Source organism: Rhodopseudomonas palustris, assembly GCF_007005445.1.
Taxonomy (GTDB): Bacteria; Pseudomonadota; Alphaproteobacteria; order Rhizobiales; family Xanthobacteraceae; genus Rhodopseudomonas; species Rhodopseudomonas palustris_G.
In genome coordinates, this window is record NZ_CP041387.1 from 3,432,530 (window position 1) to 3,454,533 (window position 22,004).

At 64.1% G+C, this 22,004-nt stretch carries 17 protein-coding genes; 8 read left to right on the top strand and 9 right to left on the bottom strand.

Annotation, left to right across the window (positions count from 1 at the left end; genetic code table 11):
• Positions 1–9: 9 nt before the first annotated feature.
• Positions 10–771, top strand: a complete 762-nt coding sequence (locus tag FLL57_RS15675; protein WP_013503968.1) for an ABC transporter ATP-binding protein — start codon at positions 10–12, stop codon at positions 769–771.
• Here the strand turns inward: FLL57_RS15675 and FLL57_RS15680 are convergent.
• From FLL57_RS15680 to rfbB, 7 genes are all read right to left on the bottom strand, one after another.
• The gene (locus FLL57_RS15680; RefSeq protein WP_142883360.1) at positions 726–1,931 is read right to left on the bottom strand and encodes a glycosyltransferase; all 1,206 of its coding nucleotides are present in this window, start codon (positions 1,929–1,931) and stop codon (positions 726–728) included. The two genes, FLL57_RS15675 and FLL57_RS15680, sit on opposite strands and share 46 nt — an antisense overlap.
• Complete coding sequence (gene wecB / locus FLL57_RS15685) at positions 1,928–3,052, bottom strand: non-hydrolyzing UDP-N-acetylglucosamine 2-epimerase (protein ID WP_185966149.1); 1,125 nt, start codon at positions 3,050–3,052, stop codon at positions 1,928–1,930. The genes FLL57_RS15680 and wecB overlap by 4 nt, the downstream gene beginning before the upstream one ends.
• Complete coding sequence (locus FLL57_RS15690; protein WP_142883361.1) at positions 3,045–4,616, bottom strand: hypothetical protein; 1,572 nt, start codon at positions 4,614–4,616, stop codon at positions 3,045–3,047. Before FLL57_RS15690 ends, wecB begins: the two co-directional genes overlap by 8 nt.
• A 13-nt stretch (positions 4,617–4,629) precedes the next feature.
• Positions 4,630–5,997, bottom strand: a complete 1,368-nt coding sequence (locus FLL57_RS15695; RefSeq protein WP_235677154.1) for a phenylacetate--CoA ligase family protein — start codon at positions 5,995–5,997, stop codon at positions 4,630–4,632.
• A gap of 149 nt (positions 5,998–6,146) precedes the next feature.
• A complete protein-coding gene (locus tag FLL57_RS15700; protein WP_142883362.1) occupies positions 6,147–7,121 on the bottom strand; it encodes a glycosyltransferase in 975 nt (324 codons plus the stop codon).
• A 43-nt stretch (positions 7,122–7,164) separates the two neighbouring features.
• Complete coding sequence (gene rfbD, locus FLL57_RS15705) at positions 7,165–8,040, bottom strand: dTDP-4-dehydrorhamnose reductase (RefSeq protein WP_142883363.1); 876 nt, start codon at positions 8,038–8,040, stop codon at positions 7,165–7,167.
• Between the two features lie 42 nt (positions 8,041–8,082).
• Complete coding sequence (gene rfbB, locus FLL57_RS15710) at positions 8,083–9,114, bottom strand: dTDP-glucose 4,6-dehydratase (RefSeq protein WP_142883364.1); 1,032 nt, start codon at positions 9,112–9,114, stop codon at positions 8,083–8,085.
• Positions 9,115–9,444: 330 nt separating this feature from the next.
• On the opposite strand from rfbB, the gene FLL57_RS15715 reads away from it, so the two are divergent.
• Entirely contained in the window at positions 9,445–10,494 is a 1,050-nt protein-coding gene (locus FLL57_RS15715) for a glycosyltransferase family 4 protein (RefSeq protein ID WP_142883365.1), read from the top strand.
• A 149-nt stretch (positions 10,495–10,643) separates the two neighbouring features.
• Here the strand turns inward: FLL57_RS15715 and FLL57_RS15720 are convergent, their stop codons facing one another.
• Complete coding sequence (locus tag FLL57_RS15720) at positions 10,644–13,295, bottom strand: glycosyltransferase (protein ID WP_142883366.1); 2,652 nt, start codon at positions 13,293–13,295, stop codon at positions 10,644–10,646.
• A gap of 169 nt (positions 13,296–13,464) precedes the next feature.
• Here FLL57_RS15720 and FLL57_RS15725 point away from each other — a divergent pair, with 169 nt between their 5' ends.
• The 6 genes from FLL57_RS15725 (at position 13,465) to FLL57_RS15750 (ending at position 21,070) form a co-directional block, all read left to right on the top strand.
• Entirely contained in the window at positions 13,465–14,568 is a 1,104-nt protein-coding gene (locus FLL57_RS15725) for a glycosyltransferase family 4 protein (protein WP_210244231.1), read from the top strand.
• Positions 14,569–14,680: 112 nt separating this feature from the next.
• Positions 14,681–15,778: a 2-deoxy-scyllo-inosose synthase gene (locus tag FLL57_RS15730; RefSeq protein WP_235677155.1), complete on the top strand. Its 1,098-nt coding sequence runs from the start codon at positions 14,681–14,683 to the stop codon at positions 15,776–15,778.
• Between the two features lie 321 nt (positions 15,779–16,099).
• Positions 16,100–17,704 carry a glycosyltransferase family 2 protein gene (locus FLL57_RS15735; RefSeq protein ID WP_185966150.1) on the top strand — a complete coding sequence of 535 codons (1,605 nt, stop codon included), beginning with the start codon at positions 16,100–16,102 and terminating at the stop codon, positions 17,702–17,704.
• Between the two features lie 22 nt (positions 17,705–17,726).
• Positions 17,727–19,376: a glycosyltransferase family 4 protein gene (locus tag FLL57_RS15740; protein ID WP_142883369.1), complete on the top strand. Its 1,650-nt coding sequence runs from the start codon at positions 17,727–17,729 to the stop codon at positions 19,374–19,376.
• 128 nt (positions 19,377–19,504) lie between these two features.
• Entirely contained in the window at positions 19,505–20,257 is a 753-nt protein-coding gene (locus tag FLL57_RS15745; protein WP_142883370.1) for an SDR family NAD(P)-dependent oxidoreductase, read from the top strand.
• On the top strand, positions 20,258–21,070 hold the full coding sequence (locus tag FLL57_RS15750; RefSeq protein WP_142883371.1) for a DUF5672 family protein: 813 nt from the start codon (positions 20,258–20,260) through the stop codon (positions 21,068–21,070).
• A 6-nt stretch (positions 21,071–21,076) separates the two neighbouring features.
• On the opposite strand, the gene FLL57_RS15755 is transcribed toward FLL57_RS15750, so the two are convergent.
• Positions 21,077–21,988, bottom strand: a complete 912-nt coding sequence (locus FLL57_RS15755; protein ID WP_142883372.1) for an NAD-dependent epimerase/dehydratase family protein — start codon at positions 21,986–21,988, stop codon at positions 21,077–21,079.
• Positions 21,989–22,004: the final 16 nt, after the last annotated feature.

A 22,004-nucleotide genomic window follows, 5' to 3' on the forward strand; every position in this document is an offset into this window, starting at 1 on the left:
TCGAGCGCCATGAGCATCGCGATCAAGTTCGAACACGTCAGCAAGAGTTTTTCCGACCACACCTTCCTGACCGGCGGACTGAAGAATTACATCCTGAACGGGTTTCAGGCTTCGAAATACAATCGCAGCCACCTCGTGCTCGACGACATCTCGTTCGAGGTCGAGCGCGGATCGACCACCGGCTTCGTCGGCCGCAACGGCGCCGGCAAGAGTACCCTGCTCGGCCTGATCGCCGGGGTGATGAAGCCGAACAGCGGCAAGGTGACGGTCAACGGCCGGGTCTCCTCGTTGCTCGAGCTCGGCGCCGGTTTCCATCCGGATCTGTCCGGCCGCGAGAACATCGAACTGTACGGCGTGGTGCTCGGCTTCTCGCGCCGCGACATCCGCAAGCGGCTCGACAGCATCATCGACTTCGCCGAGCTGGCCGAACACATCGACACGCCGATCCGGTTCTATTCGAGCGGTATGCTGGCCCGGCTCGGCTTCGCTGTGGTGTCGCAGCTCGATCCGGAGATCCTTCTGGTCGACGAAGTGCTCGCGGTCGGCGACTACAAATTTCAGGCGAAGTGCGGCGAGGTGATGAAGCGGTTCCGCGCCGACGGCGGCACCATCGTGCTGGTGTCGCACTCCGCCGGCGACGTCACCACGCTGTGCGACCAGGCCCACTTCATCGAGAACCACCGCATCGTGTTCTCCGGCAAGCCCGCCGAGGTGATGGCGAAATATCAGCCCGACGTACCGCTGCCGACCGCGGTGCCGCCGGCGGCCTGAGTCCCGATCACGGCCAGCATCGCATCGAGCCGCGCGTCCCAGGTGTTGGCGCGCAGCGCCGGGTGATCCAGCGGCAACGGCCTGCGCCCGGCGTCGAGCGCGGCCTGGATTTCCGCCGCGAACGCATCGGCCCCGGAGGCGATGCGGTGCAGGCCGGCGGATTCAGCTAGCGCCGGCAGCGGCGTCGCCACCACACTCAGACCGGCCGCGAGATACTCGAAGAACTTCATCGGAAACATCGAGCGGGTGTAGTCGTTGATGAGCTGCGGCAGCAGCGCGACTTCGCAGCCGCGCAAATATGCAGGCAGCTCCGCATAGGCCCGCCACCCGAGGAAGTGCACGTTCGGCCGCTGCTTCAGCGCGGCGATCTCCTCGCTGTGCTGGCCCTCTCGCTCGTCGCCGATGAAGACGAGATGCCAATCCGGCCGCGTCGCGGCGACACGGCCGATCAGGCCGAAATCGATTTTGAAGTCCGACAGCGCGCCCACATAGATCATCCGCGGCGACGGGATCGCCGCCAGATCCGGCGGAAGCGGACCCGGCCCGCGCGCCTGCGCGAAATGCTCGATGTCGGCGACGTTGCCAAAATAGTGGGTTCGCGCGCCGCTGATCGGCACGCAGCGATCGTACAGCGCCCGACTCGTGACGAACACATGATCGGCGCGAGCCAGCAACTGCGCCTCGGCTCGGCCATAGGCGTCGTGATCGACGCCGGGAATCGCGCCGAGATCATCGACGGAATGATACACCAGCGCTGCGGGATCGAGCGCGGCGACCAGCGGCATCATGTAGGGATGATAGGTCCACAGCAGCGGTCGCGCGCTGCCGCGCCGCCGCAGCCAGCGCTGGATGCGGCTCTGCAACTGCCAGCGATTGAACTCGCCGACCAGCGCGTAGCGATGCCCGAGCGGGATCGTCAGCGGCGACAACACCCAGACGTTGTCGGCCACCTCGCGGATCGGCGCCAACCCGCTGCGCAGCCGCGCCGCCATCCGGCCGAGATCGAGCGCGTTGAGTCCGGGCCGGCGGATGCCGACGCTCTCGACATAGAGCACGCGATAGCCGCGCGCGCCGAGCCGGCTCGCGGTGTGCTGCTTGTTGGTCCAGTAGCGGTCCTTCCAGTCAGCCGTGGACAGCATCACCACGTCGCGAGGCGTCATCGGGTGCGTTCCAGAATGTCCGCGATGGCGACAGCGGCTCGGCCGTCGCCATATGGATTGGTGCCGACAGGCAGCAGACCGGCCTCGCTGCCGAGCCGGAACGCCGCGCGTGCCACGATCAGGTTCTCATCGGCGCCGACCAGTTCGGCGACGCCCGCGTCAACCCCTTCCGGCCGCTCGGTGGTCCGCCGCAGCACCAGCACCGGCACGCCGAACGACGGTGCCTCCTCCTGGATGCCGCCGGAATCCGACAGAACCAACGTGGCGCGCGACAGCAGATAGATCAGATCGTCATAGGCGACCGGCTCGCACAGCGCGACGTTGCCGAGCCCACTCAACAGCGGCATCACCTGCGCGCGGACGTTCGGGTTGAGATGCACCGGAAACACGATCAGGCAGTCCGGATGCGCCCTCGCGATCCGCGCCACGGCGCGACAGATCGCGGCGAGATCGTCGCCGAAATTCTCGCGGCGGTGGCAGGTGACGAGCACCAGGCGGCGGCCGTCGGCGCCGAACGCCTTCACCGGCGCGGAAATCCGGTCGAGCCCGCCCGGCGTGTCGAGCCGCGCTTTCAGCAGATGCAGCGCATCGACGATCGTATTCCCGGTCAGGTGAATAGTCGCCTCGGCGATGCCTTCGCGGCGCAGCGCCTGAAAGGCGCGCTCGGTCGGCGCAAAATGCAGCTCGGCGAGCGAGGCGACTATGCGGCGGTTGATCTCCTCGGGAAACGGGTTGTAGCGATCGCCGGAGCGAAGGCCGGCCTCGACATGAGCGACGGGGAGCCGCGCATAGTAGGCTGCCAGCGCCGCCGCAAACGCCGTTGTGGTGTCGCCCTGCACCACCACGCGGTCGGGCTTTGCCTGCGCAATCGCAGCCGACAACGCCGTCAGCAGCGCGGCGGTCAGGCCCGGCAGCGTCTGGTTGGGCTGCATGACTCCGAGGTCGAGGTCGGTGACGAGGTCGAAGCTCGCCAGCGCCTGATCCAGCATCTCGCGGTGCTGGCCGGTCGAGCAGACGATGGTCGAAAAAGCCCCCGGCCGCCGGTTCAGTTCGGCCACCACCGGCGCCAGCTTGATGCATTCCGGCCGGGTGCCGAACACCACCATGACGCGTTCAGGCATGGTCGGCCGCCGCCTCGATGCGTCCACGCCAGCCGACCGACAGCGGCAGGCCGGCAGCACTGCCCTGAGACACCGCGAAGGCGTCCCGCGTGGAATCGTAGTCGATCAGCGTCGTCGATTTGGCGCGCATGAAGTCGAGGCAGGTCTCCTCGTTGACGAACAGGGTCGCCTCGCCGGCGCATTCGGCGGCGATGAAATCGAGATAGGCGGCGTGGATCGCGACCCGGTCGGCTTCGCTGGCCCAGCCATAGGCGTAGCGCGGCGAGAACGGGTGATCGAGATAGCCGAAGAACTGGCCGAACGCCTTGGCCTGCCGGAACGCCTGCTTGTAGATCCGGGTCGGATCGTCGCCGGCGAGCAGGCAGTCGCCGTGCAGCATGCAGGCCTGGCTGTGCGAGACGAAGCCGGCGGGGCCGAACGGCGCCGCGCCGCCGCGCGCCATCAGATATTCCGGATCGTTGGCGATGATGCCGCCGACGAAGCCGTCATAGCCGGCGCGCGCCAGCGCAGCCGGCACATAGGTCGGGTTCTGGTGAAACGGCGACACCGCATAGCGCACATTCAGCCCGCGCACCCGGCTCTCCAGCCACGCCTTGGAGTCACGGGCCTCGCGCTCGGCGGCCTCGGCGGAGCCGCCCCAGTTCGGCGCATGCGTCACCGAATGCGACAGGATCGAGCCGCCGGCCTGATCGAGATCCGCCAGCAGAGCCAGATGCTCGGCGGTGTCCGGCTGATCGGTCTTGATCGCCACCGACAGCGGCAGGCCGCGGCCGCGATACAGTTCGAACAGCGGCCGCGACGAGGCGATGTCCTCGTCGCAGTCGAGCCGCATCGTCAGCGCCGCGGTGACGCCGTGTGGGATGTCGCGCAGATACGGCCGGCACGGCAGCTCCGCCGCGCGATGATCGGCGACGAAGCGCTCGACGATCGCCCAATCGGCGCCGTCGACCGGACCCACCGGCCGCGCGAACCACAGCACGGATGCGTGCGGCAGGTCGCGCAGCGTGACCACCGCGCCGGCGGACGCGTCCGGCCCGATCCGCAGTTCGCCGACTACGCCGGCATCGACCGGCCGCGCGGCCACGGCGATCGACCAGACCTCGTCGCAGATGCCGATGCGGCCGTAGCCGAGATTGTTCCATTCGTTGGTGAAGTCGAACCGGCACAGCGAGCGCTGCCGCAGCGGCGATGCGGCGCCGAGCCCCTGATCGGCATAGACGATCCTCGCGGCACTCTCGGTCAGCCCATAGGTCGGCGCCGGATCGCAGGCCGCGGACGCAGCGGCAGGCTCGTCGAGGGGGGTGACCGTGATGCCGGCGAGACCGGCGATGCGCGGACCGATGGTGCCGAGGAGCACCAGCTTCACCGGCCGTCGCAGCAGCGGCTCGATCCAGTCCGCATCCTGCTCCCGCGGCGCGACCACCACGACCACCGCTTGCGCGCGAGATGCTGCGGCGATCTCGTCGAGCAGTCGGACCTGGCCCGGCGTGAACGAACGCTCGAAGGCGCGGAGCACGACCTCGCGCGCGGCAGCGTCGTCCGATCGATCGATGATGGCGATCATGCGCGCGTCGCCGCTATACGGCCGCTTCCGGCACGAAGTGCCGGAACTTGCCGCGCCAGCCCTGCAGCTTCAGCTCGCTCGGCGCGATGAACTCGATGCCGGTGGCATCGCCCCACCAGCCGCTGAGCCGGCCGCGGATGCCTTCGACGTCGGCGCCGTCTTCGGGCACGATGCGGAATACCGGCTTGCCGTCACGCATCACGATCTGGAACTCCTTGATGCCGCCGACGCGGTCGAGCACGTCCTGGACGTAGTGGGTGGGCAACTGGCGGCCGGCGATCTGGATGACGTCGTGCACCCGGCCCATCAGTTCGTGAATGAAGAAACCGTCGGCGGTCTCGCTCAGCACCGCGAGATCGCCGGTACGATAGCGGATCAGCGGCATCAACCGGTTCTTCAGCGTGGTGATCATCAATTCGCCGCGGCTGGCGCCGGGCACGTCCTCAAGCTCGGCACCGCCTTCGACCGGCGTCACTTCAGGCCAGCACAAGGGATCGAACACATCGAGCGCAGAGCGATCCGGGTCGGTCTGGTACGCGACCACGCCGGCTTCGGCGAGGCCGTAGCGATCGATCACCTGGCAGCGGAGCGCGCGCGCGATGGTCTCACGCTGCTTCTTCTCGAGTAGCTCGCCAGAGGATTCGAAGATGCTGAACGCCTTGCCGCCGCCGTGCCGCGCCTCCACGTGCAGCGCGAGCTGATAGATCGTCGACGGATGGCCGTGGACCAGATGCGGCCGGATCGACCGGATCTTCTGCCAGATTGTTTCGAGCTCGTCCGGCTCGAAGGTCGAGAAGAAGATGTTGTAGCGGTTCATCGCGAAGCACTTGAAGTCTTCGCGCAGCTTCGCCTTCCATGGAATCGCGTCCGGAAACTTGCTGGCGAAATGCAGCTCCGAGCGCATGTGGTGATTGCCGATACGGGCGCGGGCGTAGCGCACCACAGCGGAGGTCCAGTCGGCGCCGTCCTGATCGTAGTAGATGTGCGCCGACGGACCGGTCGAGCCGCCGGTCTTGGCGTCGAACTTCTTGAAACCCGCGTGGTCGCTGCGCAACAGCCGCTCGCCCTCCGACCGAATGATGTCCTTGGTCAGATGCGGAATATCCATCCAGTATTTCGGATCGCGCAGGAGATTCTCGGGATCGAAGCGGATGTTGGAGAACAGGTCGCGATAATACGGAACGTTGGCGGCGGCGAACCGCACCATGTCGACCGCCTCCGCCCACGAGTGGGCGCGCCGCTGCGCGAACGGCAGCGCCATTTCCGCCGCAAACAGCCGCCGCTTCGACCTGATATCACGCCCCTCGAGACGCTCAGCGATCGGGTAGGCGACCAGACCGGCAGCCAGCCCCTTCATGCCGTTCACGACTAGACGAAGCATCTCGACCCCATTTCGCGTCTTGCGACCGAACATCAAGCAGGCGGGAACGTGCGCGCCCCGTCGAACCCAACAACCGAAATGGCCGGTGCGACCGCAACGCTGCTGATTACACCCGATGGAGAGGCGAGGCAATCAAGCGCCCCGCTCCGCTAGGTGACGACTACCCGGCGATAGACATCGACCAGCGTTGCGGTCACCGCTGACCAGGAAAAATTGTTCAGAATATGAGACTGCAGTTCGCTCCCCGGCCCGGCTGCCAGGGCCGCATCAATGCCGCGCCGGATATCGGCCGGATCGTCGTGGCGGACATATTGCGCATAAGCGCCGAAATAATCGCGGGTCGATCCCTCCGAGGTGACGACCAGCGGCGCGCCGACGGCGGCGGCCTCGAGCGCGGCCAAGCCCGGTGTCTCCAAGGTCGACGGCAGTACGAACGCCGAACACGCCGCGTAGGCCGACGCCAGCAGCGGATCGCCGTGATCGAGCGGACCAAGATAGCGCAGCCGGTCGCCGCCCTCCGACAGCATCTGCCTGCCGTAGTCCGGTTCCCGTACATGCCCGATCACCACCACGGGCAACTCGTGCCCCACCATGGCACGCAACAGGCCGAGCTGATTCTTGCGCGCCTCGACATTGCCGACATTCAGCACGAACGGCCCGTCGATCCCGAAACGCTCGCGGAACAGCGCCGGATCGTGCGGCCCCGCGAAGCGCGGCTCGACGCCGTTCATCACCGCGGTGAAGCGTTCGCGCGGCAACGAGAACACCCGCGCTAGCGTATCCGATTCAGTATTCGAGTTGGTGATCACGAGATCGGCGAGCGAGAGCTGCGCGCGGATCTCGTCCATCGGATAGCGATGCGCAGTCTCCTCGGTGATCCAAAGCGACGAAGTGATCACCAGCGGCATGCCCCGGCTCTTGGCATAGCCACAAAACTGGATTGAACCGCCGAGACAGCCGAAAAAATGCACCAACGACGCCTGGTCGAAGGCGGGCTTCCAGATGTCGTGCAGCACCACCTCGACGCCGAGCGCCGGAAGATGCTCGGCGTATTTGAGGAGCTGGATTTCGCCGCCACCCGGCGTTGCGAAGGCCCAGGGATAGGTATTGAACAGAACCCGCATCGGCCGGCACTCCCATCGACTGATCGCACGCGAGCCCGCGCAATCAGTCGGCGATTCTCTCGAGACAGACTTTTAGCCGATCGCCCCACGGCTTCGGCGCGATGCCGAAAGCGTCGTTCAGCCGGCCGCACGACAGTTGCGAGTTGGCGGGCCGTTTCGCCGGGGTCGGATACTCCGCGGTGGTGATCGGAACGACGGACCGTGGGACGCGGCGACCGGCGCGGGCGGCCTCGGCGAAGATCGCCTGCGCGAAGCCGAACCAGCTCACGGCCCCGCTGCCGGCATAGTGAAATACCCCCGCGTGCCGGGCGCCTGCTCCCAACTGTGCCACGATCGCCAGACAGGTCTCGGCAATGTCGGCCGCATAGGTCGGATTGCCGACCTGATCATCGACGACGCGCACCTCGTCGCGCTCGCGACCGAGCCGCAGCATGGTGCGGACGAAATTCTGCCCCTGCTCGTAATACACCCAGGCGGTGCGCAGCACGACCGCCTGCGGATGCTGCTGCATCACGAGGCGCTCGCCTTCCGCCTTCGAGGCGCCATAGGCGCCGAGCGGCGCCAATGGATCGCGCTCGCCATAGGGACCATGCGCAGTGCCGTCGAATACGTAATCGGTGGACAGATGCACGAACGGCAGGCCACGTCCGGCGCAAACCTTGGCCATCAGGCCCGGCGCTTGCGCGTTCAGGGCAAACGCCGCATCGCGGTCGGTCTCGGCCTTGTCGACCGCCGTATAGGCTGCTGCGTTGACAATCGCAGTGGCGCCGATCCGGGTCACGGCATCGACCAGCGCCGTCTCGTCGAGCACGTCGATATCGGCGCGGCCGAGAGCCTGCAGCGCCACGCCGCGCGCGGCCGCCTCGCGTGCCAGCGCGGTGGCGACCTGACCGCTGCGGCCGAATACCAGCACCGTCATCGGGTGCACCGCTTGAAGACAATCGGCATCGCCTGCGACCGCTCAGGCCGCGCCGTGCAACAGCGGCTTCCACCACCATTCATTGGTAAGATACCAGTCGACGGTCGCCTCGATGCCGGAGTCGAAATCATGTTCGGCTTTCCACCCCAGTTCGGTTTCGATCTTGGTCGCATCGATCGCATAGCGGAAATCATGGCCGGCACGATCGACCACGAACTCGATCAGCGACGCGTATCCGCCGGCCGGCGCATCGGACGTTTTGGCATCGAGCAGGGTACAGATGCGCTTGACCAGATCGATGTTCCGACGCTCGTTGCGGCCGCCGATGTTGTACTGCTCGCCGAGCCGGCCGCGGCTGACGACGAGCCAAAGCGCCTGCGCGTGATCCTCGACATACAGCCAATCGCGAATATTGAGGCCCTGCCCGAAAACCGGCAGCGACTGCCGCGCGAGCGCGCGGGTGATGGTGCGGCCGACCAGCTTTTCCGGATACTGATACGGCCCGTAATTGTTCGAGCAGTTCGAGATCAACGCCGGAAAACCGTAGGTGTGAAACCAGGCCCGGACCAGATGATCGGATGCCGCCTTCGAGGCAGAATAGGGGGAATTCGGCGCGTAGGGCGTCGTTTCGACGAAGTAGCCAGTGTCCCCCAGCGTGCCGTAGACCTCGTCGGTCGAGACGTGCAGAAACCGGAACTGGTCGCGCGCTTCGCCGCTCAGTTCGTCGCGATAGGCGCGTGCAGCTTCCAGCAGCCGAAAGGTGCCTACGATATTGGTATCGATGAAATCTCCGGCGCCGCGGATCGAACGGTCGACATGGGACTCGGCGGCCAGATGCATGACATGCGTCGGCCTGGCATCGCGCAGCAGCGCGCTCACCAGTTCACGATCGCCGATGTCGCCCTGAACGAAGCGATAGCGCGGATTGTCTTCGATGGTTTTCAGCGACTGGAGATTGCCGGCATAAGTGAGCTTGTCGAGATTGACCACCTGTGCGTCGGTGCGCTCGATCAGATATCGGCAGACCGCAGACCCGATAAACCCGGCGCCACCCGTCACGAAAACCGTCGTCATTCAGCGTCCACCCGCACCTGCTTCGCTCTCGCACGCTCCGGCGCGCCGTCGAAAACAATCAAAAAATCAATAAATTGAACGCGCCGAAGGAACCGTCCTTCGACATTTTCACTGCTGGCGTTCTAGTTGGAAACGGGATTCGCTTCAAGCCGGCGAGCCATCGTCCGGTCCACCGGCCGCCAAACGGTTGCAATGCCGGGGTCGGCATGTGATCTGTTGCCGATGCAAGTCACCACATCACAGTCAGGCGCAACTCCGCAGCGCGTTTTCGTCATCGCGCGTGACATCCAACGCAACGATGCGGTCGGAAACTTCTGTGAGCAGGTCGGCATGCTGCTTCGGCGCAACGGTTTCGACGCTGTTCTGGCGGCGGATAACTGCCATCCGGACGACCGCGCGCGGATCCGGCCGATGCCGGCGGCGCTGGCGGAGATCGCGCCGGAAGACATCGTGATCTTTCAGTTCTCGACCGAGGATCCGGCCTTCCCGGCGGTCGCCGCGCTGCCCAACCCGAAGATCGTCTTCTATCAGAACATTACGCCCGAGCGGTTCTTTCGCGGGACCGACGACCGCACCGCCGATCTGGTGAAACAGGGACTGGCGCAGCGCGGATTGTGCAGCCGGTTCGACGTCGTGATGGCGAATTCGCGCGCGACGGCGGCAGCGCTGGTCGAAGGCCTGCCCGCGGACCAGGCAGCCGGGATCGACCTCGCGCAGATCGTCCCCTGCCCGCCGGTGATCGGCGTCGCGCGCTGGGACAGCATCGCCACGGCCGATGCGCCCGCCGGCTCCGACGAGCGCCTGGTGCTGTTCGTCGGACGGCTGGTTCCGCACAAGGGCATCGAGGATCTGATCGCGGGATTCGCACGCCTCGCAAGCACGGACGAGCACGTCCGCCTCGCTATCGTCGGCGGCCCCTCGCAATCGGACTACGCACAGGGACTGAAGCACGGCGTTGCCGAACTCGAGCACGGCATCGCGAGCCGCATCACCTTCCATCACGACATTAGCGAAGACGATTTGAAGCGGCTGTATCAGCAGGCCGCGGTGTGCGCTTCGATGAGCCGGCACGAAGGCTTCGGCGTTCCGCTGCTCGACGCGATGTTCTTCGGCAAGCCGCTGGTGATCCGCGCCGAACCCGGAATGATCGAAACGGCGGGCGATGCGGCGATTGTCGTCGCCGAACCGACACCGGAGGCGACGGCGGCCGCGCTGGGCGCTGCGCTGAACGACGAGCAGGTCCGCGCGAACCTCGCAGGCGGGCGCGCCAGGCAGCTCGAGGAGCTGCGTTCGGCCGCCGACGGTCGCCGGATCATCAATGCGATAGCGGAGGCGCGGAAGCGCTGGCGTGCGCGCACCGGGTCGAAAGACGGCCGCTGAGTTCTTTCGAGCGGCCCGACCGTTTTCGCGGCGACCGTTTGTCAATCGTCGCACGACGCTCTGCGCCGATGCCGCCGCCAGCTTGTTTGGGTGACAATCGAGAATCTGGTGAGCTTACATTTTGTGGCCAGGCGAAGCGGCGCCCGAGTCTATTTCCGGCTGAGAATTTCGTCGATGCGGCGTGCATAGCGCCGGCCGCACGCCTGCAGGCTGTAATTATCGAGCATGTTCTGTCGCGCGCGCTCCACCTTGGCGGCCGCAATGTTCGGATCGTCGAACAGCGCCTTCATGTGCGCGGCCGCGATTTCGGTCGATGGCTCGAACCACTCCTGGTCGTTCCAGAAGATGTACTGATCTTCGAGCACCGGGATGACGTGCCCATCAACGATGAAGGCGGTGTCCTCGGTGCAGAAGTCGCGATTGCCGCTGTAGTTCGACGCGATCACCGGCGTCCGCAGCAGCATCGCCTCGGCCATGATGCGGCCGAACCCTTCGGAGCGGTGCAACGAGACCAGCGCATCGGCGGACTCGATCAGTTGCATCACCCGGGCCCGATCCCAGGTCTCGTAGATCAGATTGATCCGGGGATCTTCCGCCGCAAACATCTTCAGCGCGAGCAGGATCGGGTTGCGGTCGGCATTCATCGCCTTGATGGTCAGACCGACATCGTGGCGCTCGCCCTTCGGGAACGCCTGCTGAAACGCCCGTATGGTGCCGAGCGGGTTCTTTCGTGCGAAATACGAAAACCCGTCGAACACGAAGACGAAGTTGAAGCGGTCGCGCGGAAGCTCCGGAACAGCGTCACGCCCAGGCAGCGTCGAGGCGTCGACCGTCACCGGGAGCGGCATGTGAATGACGGGCTTCGAGGTCACCGGTAACAGGCTGTCGACGATGAAGCGGGTCGAGGACCAGATTTCATCGACGATCAGGTGTGGCAGCGAGACCCGTCGCGGCCAGCGCGGCAGTTCCCAAGGCCAGTAGCCGATCACATGGTCCGCGGCGAATCCTCCGAGCCCCTCGAACTGCTGCTCGGCCAGCATGTCGAAGGCCGAGAATGCGAAAATCCGGATTTGCGCGTCCTGAAGATCGGGCCGAATATAGGGCTCGAACTTCTCGGCCGCCTTATTCGGGCCCGGAAGCCACCTCCTGGTATGAAACAGGCTGAGACTCAGCGAGGTTTCCTGCTGCAGACTCTCGAACACAGTTCGCGCGTCTTCGCCCTGGCCGCTTTCCGCACGCGGAAAGCCGACGATTTCAACCTCGACCCGCTGACGCCCGGCTGTGGCTGCTCTCGACTCGATCCCGGGGTGCACGCGCAGGTTTTGCGCCTTGTATCCGACCCGGTAGATGTACTGGCGTTGCTCGCTCCACCACCAGGACACGTGCCCCGACGACGATTGCGGGAGCGGCTCGTCCGACTGGATCTGCCGGGCGATCCTGCACAGCTCTTCATCAAGCTCCTTCACCTCACCCCGGTGGATGCGGAAGGTCTCTTCGAACCCGGTCAGGCGCCCCGACGACCACAGCCCCAACAGGCTTTCGAAGAAGTTCAGCCTCCCGGCAGACGAAGACAGGTCATAGCCTAACGCAGGCTGCTCATCGCGCAGCCGTAGAAGCGCATTGGTGATCGGAACGTCGACATCCTGCACATAGGCCAGCGTCGGCGCGAACAGATATTCCCGCTCGAGAATCGCGAACGCGACATGTTCGACGCGGCCGCCCTTGTCCCACCAGGACAGAAAAGCCGACCGGCCGTGCGGTGTCGCCAGATCGAAGGCTTCGCCCAGCCGGGGCTCAGTTCGGTGGAGCCGGGCGAGATATCCCGGGATCTCTGCCGGCGCCGCGCCCGACAGCGCTCCGAAATTCGCCTCGAACCAGAACGCTCGAACTATCCGCACGAGATGAAGCTTCGCGCCGAGCAAGCCAGGGCGCGCCGCCAAATTTCGCGCGGCCCGCAACCACCAGCCGAACACCGTGGCGTCGGGCAGCCCCTCGTCGTCTTCGATCAGGACCAGTTCCGAACGGATGCCGATGGCCGCCTGCGCGATAGCCGGATGCAGGGTCTTCTCACCGCAATAGGTCGTCCCGGAACCAAGCTCGGTCGGCCGCAGCCAGCCCAGGAATATCCGCAATGCCAGACGATATTCCAGCAAACCGGATCTGAGGAACCAGGAGACGAAATTGAGATACCCTTCGTCTGTTCCGACATCGAAGGTTGCCCGCAGTTCGGCGCGGGCATCGTAAATCAAGCCGAGCAGCCGCAACGGCGGGAGCGCCCCATCCTGCGGCCATTCCGGAATAACCGATGTTGCGTAGGCGGCGATGCGTTCGAACAATCCCGGAGCAAGCGCGGGATGAGTTTCCAGGATACGCTCGATATTCGCGATCCAGTACTGGAAATGCTCGGGACGTTTCCGGCTCAGCGCCAGCGAGGCCGGCAAGGCGACCCGGAAACGTTCGGCTGTGAATTCGCGTTCGCAGACGAAGAACTGCACGAGCCAGTCGTAAGGGAGACGATCCTCATTTGCGATGTCCTGATCGATGCAGAAAGGACCGCGGTCGAGCAGATAGGCGGCGGTCAACGCATCCACTTCGGTCGAACTCGACTCGATTGCGGTCAACCACCAGGCGAGCAGGACATCGGCGTCCGCAGCCGAACGCATCGGCACTCTTTGATGAAAATCCGGCCCCGCCGACTGCCACTTCAGCAACAGAGATTTAGGAAGCCCGAACCCCAGAGAGCAATCCGGATACGCGCTATCGGGCCGCGACAGCTCTTCCGACAGTTGGTCGACATTCATCGGGTTGATCCGAAAGCATCAGCGCTTCATTGCTAAAGACGTTCAGCGTATTTGGCAAACCGGCGATGTGCGATCTGAGGTGACGTCGCACCGGTCTGCCGCGTGCGCGCGGCGTCGGATCGGGCCGGGGCCCCGATTCGCATCCACTATGGATCATCCATATGGAAAAATGAAACTTTTCGCTCCGATCGGGACGAGGACCGAGCTTTCCAAGCACCGATTGCGGTTGCTCCCGCAGGTCGAAATCCGTATGACGGGCCCTCCACATCGCCAGTGCCCCACGAGGATACCCCGGATGAGCGACCCACGGGTATTGATCACCACTTATCCCGAGGCGTTTCTGCACCGCGGCGGCGGTGAGTTCGAAATCGTCGAGCTTGCCAACAATCTCCGTCTGCTCGGCTTCAGGGTCGATCTCTACGGTCCGAATTCGCAGCCGATCTCGTTCTACGACACGGTCCTGCATTTCTCGGTCGTCGAATCCGGAATGAACCTGTTTCGGGCGCTCAAGAGTTCCGCAAAGCGCATCGTGCTGGTCCCCAACCTGTGGTGGATCGGGCAACCGAGCGACCACGACAGGGCGAATGCCGAAGAGTTTTTCCGCCTCGCCGACCAGATCGTCTTCAAATCGACGGCGGAGCGCGACAACGTCAGCCGCTATGCAGGGTTTCCGGATTACAAGGCCGTGCTCTGTCCATGGGGCGTCGACCGTTGCTACGCCGAGCCCGCCGACCCAGGGTTGTTCAAATCGCATCATCAACTCGATCGATACATCCTGTGGCTGGGCATCATCGAGGAGCGCAAGAATCAGTTGACGGCCATTCATGCGCTGCGTGACAGCAAGGTGCCGCTCGTGCTGGTCGGAGACTATCGCGACCGGCATTATTACGAGGCCTGCCGGCGCAGCGCTCCGTCGCACTTCAGATTCATCCCGCACATCCAGCCGAAATCCGAAATGCTGCGATCGGCGTTGCAGAATTGCGACGTCTATCTCGAGGCTTCGCTCGAGCCGGCTGGAATGTCGGCGATGGAAGCCTATCTGGCCGGTCGGCCGATCGTGGTGTCGGAGGGAGACTGGACCACGGAGCATTTCGGCGACGAGGTGATCGCGATCGATCCGAAGTCCGAGGAAGCGATTGCGGAGGGCGTCAGGCGGGCGTTGAGCGGGAACTCACCATCGGCCCGCACGCGCCGCATCAATCTACGGAATTTGCTTCCGGAGAACCTGGAGCCTCTCGGTCGAGTGCTCGCCGGCGGCCGGGGGCGCTCATGAACCTCCCGCATCGCCGCCCACGAGCGTCCTCTCAATCCAGCTCGAGTCGATGAAAATGGAACATCCGCCTTCCGACGTTTCGCTCGCATCGAGCTTCCGTGCGGACAATCACATGAACACCCGGGTTCTGGTGGCACAAAACGGCCTCTGGAATCTCGATAGTCTCGGCGTTCTCGACAATGTGCGGAAGGACTCCAAGCACCTTCTGATTACCGACAAGAACGTCGAAAAGCTCTATCTACGTCCGGTTCTGGAAAGCATCGAACGGAGCGGGCGCCTCGTCCGGACGATCGTCGTGCCGCCGGAAGAATCGTCGAAGAGCTTCGAGGTGTATGCACGCCTGGTACAAACCGCGCTCGACTACGGCATCGACAAGTACTCCGTGATCTTCAGCCTGGGCGGAGGATTGGTGAACAATCTCGCAGGCTTTCTCGCCTCGACCTTGTATCGCGGAATCGGACTGATCCATCTGCCGACGAGCCTGCTCGCCCAGGTCGACGCCGCGATCGATTTCAAGCAGGCTCTCAACTTCAGTCACGGCAAGAACCTGATCGGCAGCTTCTATCCCGCGTCCAACGTGCTGATCGATCCGATCGCGTTGCGGACGCTGAACCCGCGCCTGATCCGGTGCGGGCTCGCGGAATCGATGAAGCACGCGCTGTGCCAGGACAGCGACTTCCTCAACTACATCATGTCCCACCACAATCATCTGAGCGAACTCGACTTCTTGACGGAGACGGTGGTTCGTTCGGTGAAGCTCAAGCTCGAAATGATGGCGCCGAGCCTGCATTCCGATCGCGAAGAGGTGGTCAAGCAGTACGGACATGCGGTCGGGCATGCGGTCGAACACCTCTCGGGAGGCGAAATCTACCACGGCGAAGCGATCTCGATCGGAATGTGCGTTTCGGCGGAGATCGGACGGCTGCTGGGCGTCACCGACGAAGAGACCGTCGACATTCACTACCGTTCGCTGGCGATGCTCGGCCTGCCGACCACGGTCCCGTACGAATTCTCGCTCGGCGACATCTGGGAAAAGGTTCGCTACGACAAGCACTTCTTCCGGGACCGCGCCTATGTCGGGCTGCTGCGGACGGTCGGAGTTCCGAGCAACAGCGGCGAGGACGGACTGCACGGGCACTGGGTGTCGCGTGAGGTGCTGTTCGAAGCGATCGAAGTCAATCGACGCGCGGGCCTGCGATCCGCCTACTAGACGCCCTAGCGCCTCGGCTTCATAGGGCCCGCACGGCACGTCAACTGCCGTCCGTCACAACGGGCGCTACTTTACGTCAGCACTGTGACGGTCACGCGCCGACGTAACCGCATTGGCCGGAGCCCCCCTGAATCCGCACCCGTTTTTTGGACTTGATATTAGAACTAATTAAAGGACAGATGGACCATTGATTCCGGCTGTGATAAGCACTGCGTTGAAATTCATTCTCCCCTCGACGGCCCTTCAGCCGCATTGAATTGGTCAGAAATGTCCACCGCGAAGACAACCGCTCGTCACGACGCATCTGACCCGTACATCTGTTTGATCAGCATTCTGGTACCCGTCTACAACACGCCACCGGACGTCCTCGACGCGACGATCCAGTCGGTGCTCGCGCAGACCTTTTCCGACTGGGAACTTTGTATTTGCGACGACTGCTCGACGGACCCGCAAACCCTGTCTGTGCTCGACAGCTACAAGGGCACCGACCGACGGATCAAGATCGTGCGGGCTCCGACAAATCTCAACATTTCCCGCGCGACGAATCTCTGCGCCGAGATAGCGACCGGCGAGTTCGTCGGATTCCTCGATCATGACGACGTCCTGGAGCCTGACGCGCTCGCGGAAGTCGCGGCCGTGCTTCAGCGCGACGCGGACGTTGACGTGCTCTACACCGACGAAGACAAGCTAGAACCCGACGGCAGCCTGACCGAGCCCTACTTCAAGCCCGACTGGTCGCCCGAGCATCTGACTTCGGTGATGTATGTGCTGCATTTCACCGTCGTCCGGAAGAGCCTGTTCTTCGACGTCGGGATGTTGCGGCACGAATTCGCCGGTGCGCAGGACTACGATCTCGCGCTTCGGGTGTGCGGTCGTGCCCGCAAGATCGTGCATATTCCGAAGATTCTGTATCACTGGCGCAAGATCCCCGGTTCGGCCGCAGCTGCGGTCGACGCCAAGCCGGCCGCGCTGATCAACGCGCGGGCGGCGCTGCTGGACTATGCGCGGCAGCGCGATCCCGAAGCCACCGTCGACCTCGGCCAACTGCACGGACTGTTTCGTCTCAACTGGAGCGCGGGACGCCGACCCGATCCGGTGACATTGCTGATCCTGACGGATTCGCGGCGTCGCGACGTTCCTGGCCGCGGCGACATTCTGATGGTCGATCACTTCATCGACAGCATCTTCGAAAAATCCACCTTCCGCGCATTCAAGATCGTGGTGGTCGACAACGGCAATCTGCCCGCCGATATCCGCGCCAAGTTCGAGAAGCTGGGCGTACGTGTCCACTCCTACGCATTCGAGCCGCCGTTCAACTTCTCCAACAAGGCCAATTTCTCGATCGACAAGGTCGAGACCGAGGACGTCATCATTCTGAACGACGATCTCGAAGTGATCAGCCCGGATTGGATCGAGGCGCTGCTCGGCTTCTCACGCCAGCCCGAGATCGGTGCGGTGGGCTGCCGTCTGCGCTTCGCCGACGATCGGATCCAGCACGCCGGGATCGCGCTCGGATTGACCTCGCCCTGTGGTCATATCTTCTACAACCGTCCCGCCGACGCGCCGGGCTATCTCGGCTTCACTCATCTGGTCAGAAACTACTCTGCCGTGACGGGCGCGGTGCTTGCGACCACGATGTCCAAGCTGCGCGAGGTCGGCGGTTTCGACGAGAATCTGAGAATCGACTACAACGATATCGATCTGTGCCTTCGACTCGGCGAGAAGGGATACCGTATCGTCTATACGCCCCATGCCGAGCTCTACCATTTCGAGCGAAGTTCTTCGGCCAGAAACGCGCCGGATGACAGCGACACCGCCAATTTCGTTGCGAGGTGGAAGGGGGTGCTACAGCGGGATCCCCACATGAATCCGAATTTCGTTGGCGATCGCGAAAAGCTCTCCGACAACCTCGATCTGATCTTCTAGCTGCGTTTCAGAGTGGAAAGAGATGCCTGAGACGGATATCGCCGCTTCCGACCAAGCCGAAATCGCCAAGGTCGCGGAGCGCTGGAGCGATCACACCCGAAATTGTGCAGAAGGCAGCGACGAGCGGTCGGCGATCGCGCGTTCCGGTCTGTTCGACGGCGAGTTCTATCTTGCAGCCTACTCCGACGTGAAGGCGGCCGGCATCGATCCGCTTCAGCACTATGTCGAGTATGGCGCGCGCGAGATGCGCGCACCCAACCCATGGTTCGATCCGAACTACTATCGCTCCCAGTTTGTCGACTTCCCCCGCTCGACGAATCCCCTGCTCCACTACGCGCAGGAGGGAGAGCGCCTCGGTTTCAAGCCCCATCCGAAGTTCGACCCGCGACGCTACCAGACGCTCTATCCGGTGGTCTCGGGGGCGAAGGTTCCGCCGCTCTGGCATTTTCTGAACTTCGGCTCGATGGATCACATGGAGGCGCGGCGCTACACGCCGCCGCGCCGCATCGATCCGGTGAAGCCGGCGCTGCGCAAATGGACACGCCCGACCTCCGTTCCATTGGGAGTGAATTTCGTCTCGCCGCTGTCCCGGATTTCCGGGCTCGGCGTCAGCGCACGCGGTTTCGTCGACGCCCTGCAGACGGCCGATATCCCTGTTCATCTGATCGAATGGACCGAGGGTTTCGAACATCAGGAGACTGTCGACAGCGGCCTGAAGGGCGTCGCTGAGCTTCAGCCGATCAACCTAATTCATATGAACGCCGACATCTTCCATCTGGTGTCGAACGGGCTGAGACAGACGGGCGTTCTCAGCCCCGACCGCTACAATATCGGGATCTGGTATTGGGAGCTCGCCGCATTCCGTCACGAGTGGATGCCGTGGGTCGCGCTGCTCGACGAGATCTGGTGCGCATCGTCGTTCAATGCCCGCTCCGTCGATGTCGTCTCGGCGCGACCGGTGAATCTGCTCAGGCCTGCGGTGGTTCCGCCGGTGGCGCCCGGCCAATTCTCCCGATCGCATTTCGGGCTGAACGAAGACAGCCTGGTGTTCTTCTACAATTGCGATCTGTCGAGCCGAATCGATCGCAAGAATCCGGAGGCGCTCGCGCGCGCCTTCCGTGAGGAGTTCGGCGACGATCCGCGCTATCAGCTCGTGCTGAAAATCGGCATGGCCGACCGCCATCCCAACTCCACGCGTCGGGTGGCGAGTGCCACCGGCGGTGCGACCAACATCCTCCTGATGGACCGCACGCTGACAGACCCGGAACTGGCCGACCTGCTGCATCACACGTTCGCTTACGTTTCGCCGCATCGCTCCGAGGGGCTCGGACTGACGATCATCGAGGCGATGCTGAGCGGCTGCCCGGTGATCGCCACGCCTTACGGCGGGGCGGCTGATTTTGTCGTCGATGGCGTCGCGAGGCCGCTGGCCCACCGGCTGACCGAGATCGAGGTCACCGACGAACCCTACCGACGCGGCTGCGTTTGGGCCGATCCGATCGTGGCCGACATCCGCCGCGCGATGCGCGAGCTGGCCGATGCTCCCGACGCCGCCCGTGCGCTCGGTCAGCGGGGGAAGGCGCACGCCGAGGCGCTGTTTTCGCGCGAAGCCACGTCGCGGGCGGTCCGCACCCGGCTGGACGAGATCTGGCGAACGCACACCGCCGGCTGACGATCTCACCTGGTGGATCGCTCCCCGCACCGGATACCGTCTGGATCGCGGGCGCAATCGACGATTGCCGCAGGATCGATTGCCTCATATATTTTCAGCATCATCCAACTGAGATAGCTGGGAAATCTTTGACCGGACGGATTCTCATCACGGGCGCAGGGCGAGGCATCGGGTTCGCGATCGCGCAGGTGCTGGCCCGGGACGGTTTTTCACTGGCGCTGGTGACGAAAACCGAGGCCTCGGCTTCGAAACTGCGCGCAGAGCGCTTCGTCGCGGAAGCGGACGCTGTCGTCGTCGCATTCGATCTTGCCGATCCCACGGCTTTGGGCACGTTCGTCGCGGAATGGCGGGAGCCGCTTTGGGGCGTTGTCCACAATGCCGGCATCTGCGAAACGGCGGGCATTGCCGACTCTGACCGCGACCCCTGGCGGGACGTGCTCGCCGTCAATCTTGAGGCGCCCTACCGACTGACCCGCGGACTGTTACCGCGGATTTCGCGGCCCGGCCGAATCGTCACCATCGGGTCGCAGCTTTCGGTCGAGGGCCGCGCCGGCTACGGCGCCTATTGCGCCTCGAAATTCGGCCTGATCGGACTCACCAAGTGCTGGGCCAAGGAGCTCGGCCGCGACGGCGTCACCGTCAACGCCGTATGTCCGGGCTGGGTCGACACCGAAATGACCAACAGCGACATCGATCGCCTCGCCGCCGAGCAGGGACGCGATGCGGCAGCGTTCAAGGCCGAGATCGCCGATCCGCTCGAACTGAAGCGCTTCAACAGTCCCGAAGAGGTCGCCGAACTGGTGGGGTTTCTGATGTCGGAGAAGTCCTCCGGTATCACCGGCCGGGCCTGGCTGATGCAGACGGTGTGGAATCAGCAATAGATGCCGGCCGTCACTCCAGTCGTCGTCGTTCCCGTATACAAAGAGAACAACGAGCCCGAAGCGCGAACCTCCCTTCGACATCTGAGACGCTTTCTCGGCCGTTATCGGCTGGTGCTGGCAAAACCTGCACATCTCGACTGGTCGGTCGAAGGGCTGGACAACGAAGTATTTCCCGATGAGAACTTTCAATCCCTCCACGGGTACAATCGTCTGCTGCTTTCACCGTCGTTCTATCGCCGCTTCGCCCAACACAGTCACATCCTGATCTACCAGCTCGACGCACTGGCGTTTCGCGACGAGCTGACCGAATGGTGCGAGAGCGACTACGACTATATCGGCGCAAGCTGGTACCCTCATCTGATCGAGAAATACATCGGCGAACCGTGGCCATTCGCCAAGATCGGAGCGGGCAATGGCGGTTTCAGTCTGCGCCGCGTATCCGCCTTCATGTCCCATCTGGAGAACCGACGGCCGACGTTGCGTCACGCGCTCGACCGGCTGCTGGAAGGCGATCTCGACGCAGCAAACCGTCTCTTGCGCTACCGCAAGCATTTGACGCCGTCGAACTACGTCCAGCACAAGATGCTGGCTGAAGACGTGTATTGGGGTGTTTTCGCGCCGCTGATCGACCCGTCATTCCGGGTCGCGCCGGTCGAAGTCGCGAACCGGTTCTCGTTCGAATACGATCCGAATTTCCTGCTGCAGCAATCCGGCGGGCGCATCCCGTTCGGGTGTCACGCCTGGTATCGCTTCCAGGATGCCCGCACGTTCTGGCAGAGCCGACTGCTGCCGCCGGACGGCAGTCCGGCCTGACCGCCGTCAGCCACGCTGCTCGGCCCACCATTCATAAGTCGACGTCAGACCGCTCAGCAGATCATGCGCCGGACGCCAGCCGGTGGAGCGGAGCTGCGTCGAATCGCCGACCAGCAGCGGCGGATCTCCGGCGCGATCGGGGCGAGCACCGAGTTGCACCAGGTCCGGGCGGCCGCTGATCTCGCCGAGCTTCGTGACGATCTCGGCGAGTCGCACGGGAACGCCGGACGACAGATTCACAGCGCCCTGCAACGAGGCGTGCAGCAAGGCGATCGCTGCATCGGCGAGATCGTCGATATGCATGAAATCCCGCCAGGCCGAGCCGGAGGAAAACGCCGCGGGCTCCCCGCAGGCGAGTTGCCTGCACGCATAGGGGATCAACCGGCCGGCGTTTTCGAAGGGCCCATAGCCGAAGAACACCCGGCCGGTGGCGGCCGAGCACCCCGCTTTGGCCGCGGCGGTCTGAAGCACGTCGTGAAACGACTTCTTGGCTACGCCATACAACGTCGATGGCCGCTCCGGCGTGACACCTTCGACCATATATCCGTGCGACCAGTCGTATTCGGCGGCGGTGCCGATCTGGACGAAACGCTGGCCGCCCGCGGCCAGAAAGGCCTGGAGCAGATCGCAGCTCGCCGCCAGCCAGCGCAGGTTGGCAGGGCTCTCCCAGTAATCGTTGTGAGCGGTGATCCAGGCGGCGTGGATCAGATGGGTGGGCCGCACCGTCGCGACCAGCGCCCCCGCTGCGCCAGGGGCAGTGAGGTCGAGGCCGTGCCAGTTCGTCCGAGTGGTCGGCGGCAGCTCCCCACCGCCCGGTGAATGAGTCGCATGAATCTCGGTGACGGCCGCATCGGCCTCGAGACGGGTCAGCAGGTGCCGCCCGATGAACCCCCGTGCTCCCGTCACCAGCACACGCATGTCGAGCCTTCGTCCT

Excerpts from the sequence above, each read along its gene's own strand:
- FLL57_RS15675 (WP_013503968.1), top strand. The coding sequence starts at position 10 with ATGAGCATCGCGATCAAGTTCGAACACGTCAGCAAGAGTTTTTCCGAC.
- FLL57_RS15680 (WP_142883360.1), bottom strand. The coding sequence starts at position 1,931 with ATGACGCCTCGCGACGTGGTGATGCTGTCCACGGCTGACTGGAAGGAC.
- wecB (WP_185966149.1), bottom strand. The coding sequence starts at position 3,052 with ATGCCTGAACGCGTCATGGTGGTGTTCGGCACCCGGCCGGAATGCATC.
- FLL57_RS15690 (WP_142883361.1), bottom strand. The coding sequence starts at position 4,616 with ATGATCGCCATCATCGATCGATCGGACGACGCTGCCGCGCGCGAGGTC.
- FLL57_RS15695 (WP_235677154.1), bottom strand. The coding sequence starts at position 5,997 with ATGCTTCGTCTAGTCGTGAACGGCATGAAGGGGCTGGCTGCCGGTCTG.
- FLL57_RS15700 (WP_142883362.1), bottom strand. The coding sequence starts at position 7,121 with ATGCGGGTTCTGTTCAATACCTATCCCTGGGCCTTCGCAACGCCGGGT.
- rfbD (WP_142883363.1), bottom strand. The coding sequence starts at position 8,040 with ATGACGGTGCTGGTATTCGGCCGCAGCGGTCAGGTCGCCACCGCGCTG.
- rfbB (WP_142883364.1), bottom strand. The coding sequence starts at position 9,114 with ATGACGACGGTTTTCGTGACGGGTGGCGCCGGGTTTATCGGGTCTGCG.
- FLL57_RS15715 (WP_142883365.1), top strand. The coding sequence starts at position 9,445 with ATGCTGCTTCGGCGCAACGGTTTCGACGCTGTTCTGGCGGCGGATAAC.
- FLL57_RS15720 (WP_142883366.1), bottom strand. The coding sequence starts at position 13,295 with ATGAATGTCGACCAACTGTCGGAAGAGCTGTCGCGGCCCGATAGCGCG.
- FLL57_RS15725 (WP_210244231.1), top strand. The coding sequence starts at position 13,465 with ATGAAACTTTTCGCTCCGATCGGGACGAGGACCGAGCTTTCCAAGCAC.
- FLL57_RS15730 (WP_235677155.1), top strand. The coding sequence starts at position 14,681 with ATGAACACCCGGGTTCTGGTGGCACAAAACGGCCTCTGGAATCTCGAT.
- FLL57_RS15740 (WP_142883369.1), top strand. The coding sequence starts at position 17,727 with ATGCCTGAGACGGATATCGCCGCTTCCGACCAAGCCGAAATCGCCAAG.
- FLL57_RS15750 (WP_142883371.1), top strand. The coding sequence starts at position 20,258 with ATGCCGGCCGTCACTCCAGTCGTCGTCGTTCCCGTATACAAAGAGAAC.
- FLL57_RS15755 (WP_142883372.1), bottom strand. The coding sequence starts at position 21,988 with ATGCGTGTGCTGGTGACGGGAGCACGGGGGTTCATCGGGCGGCACCTG.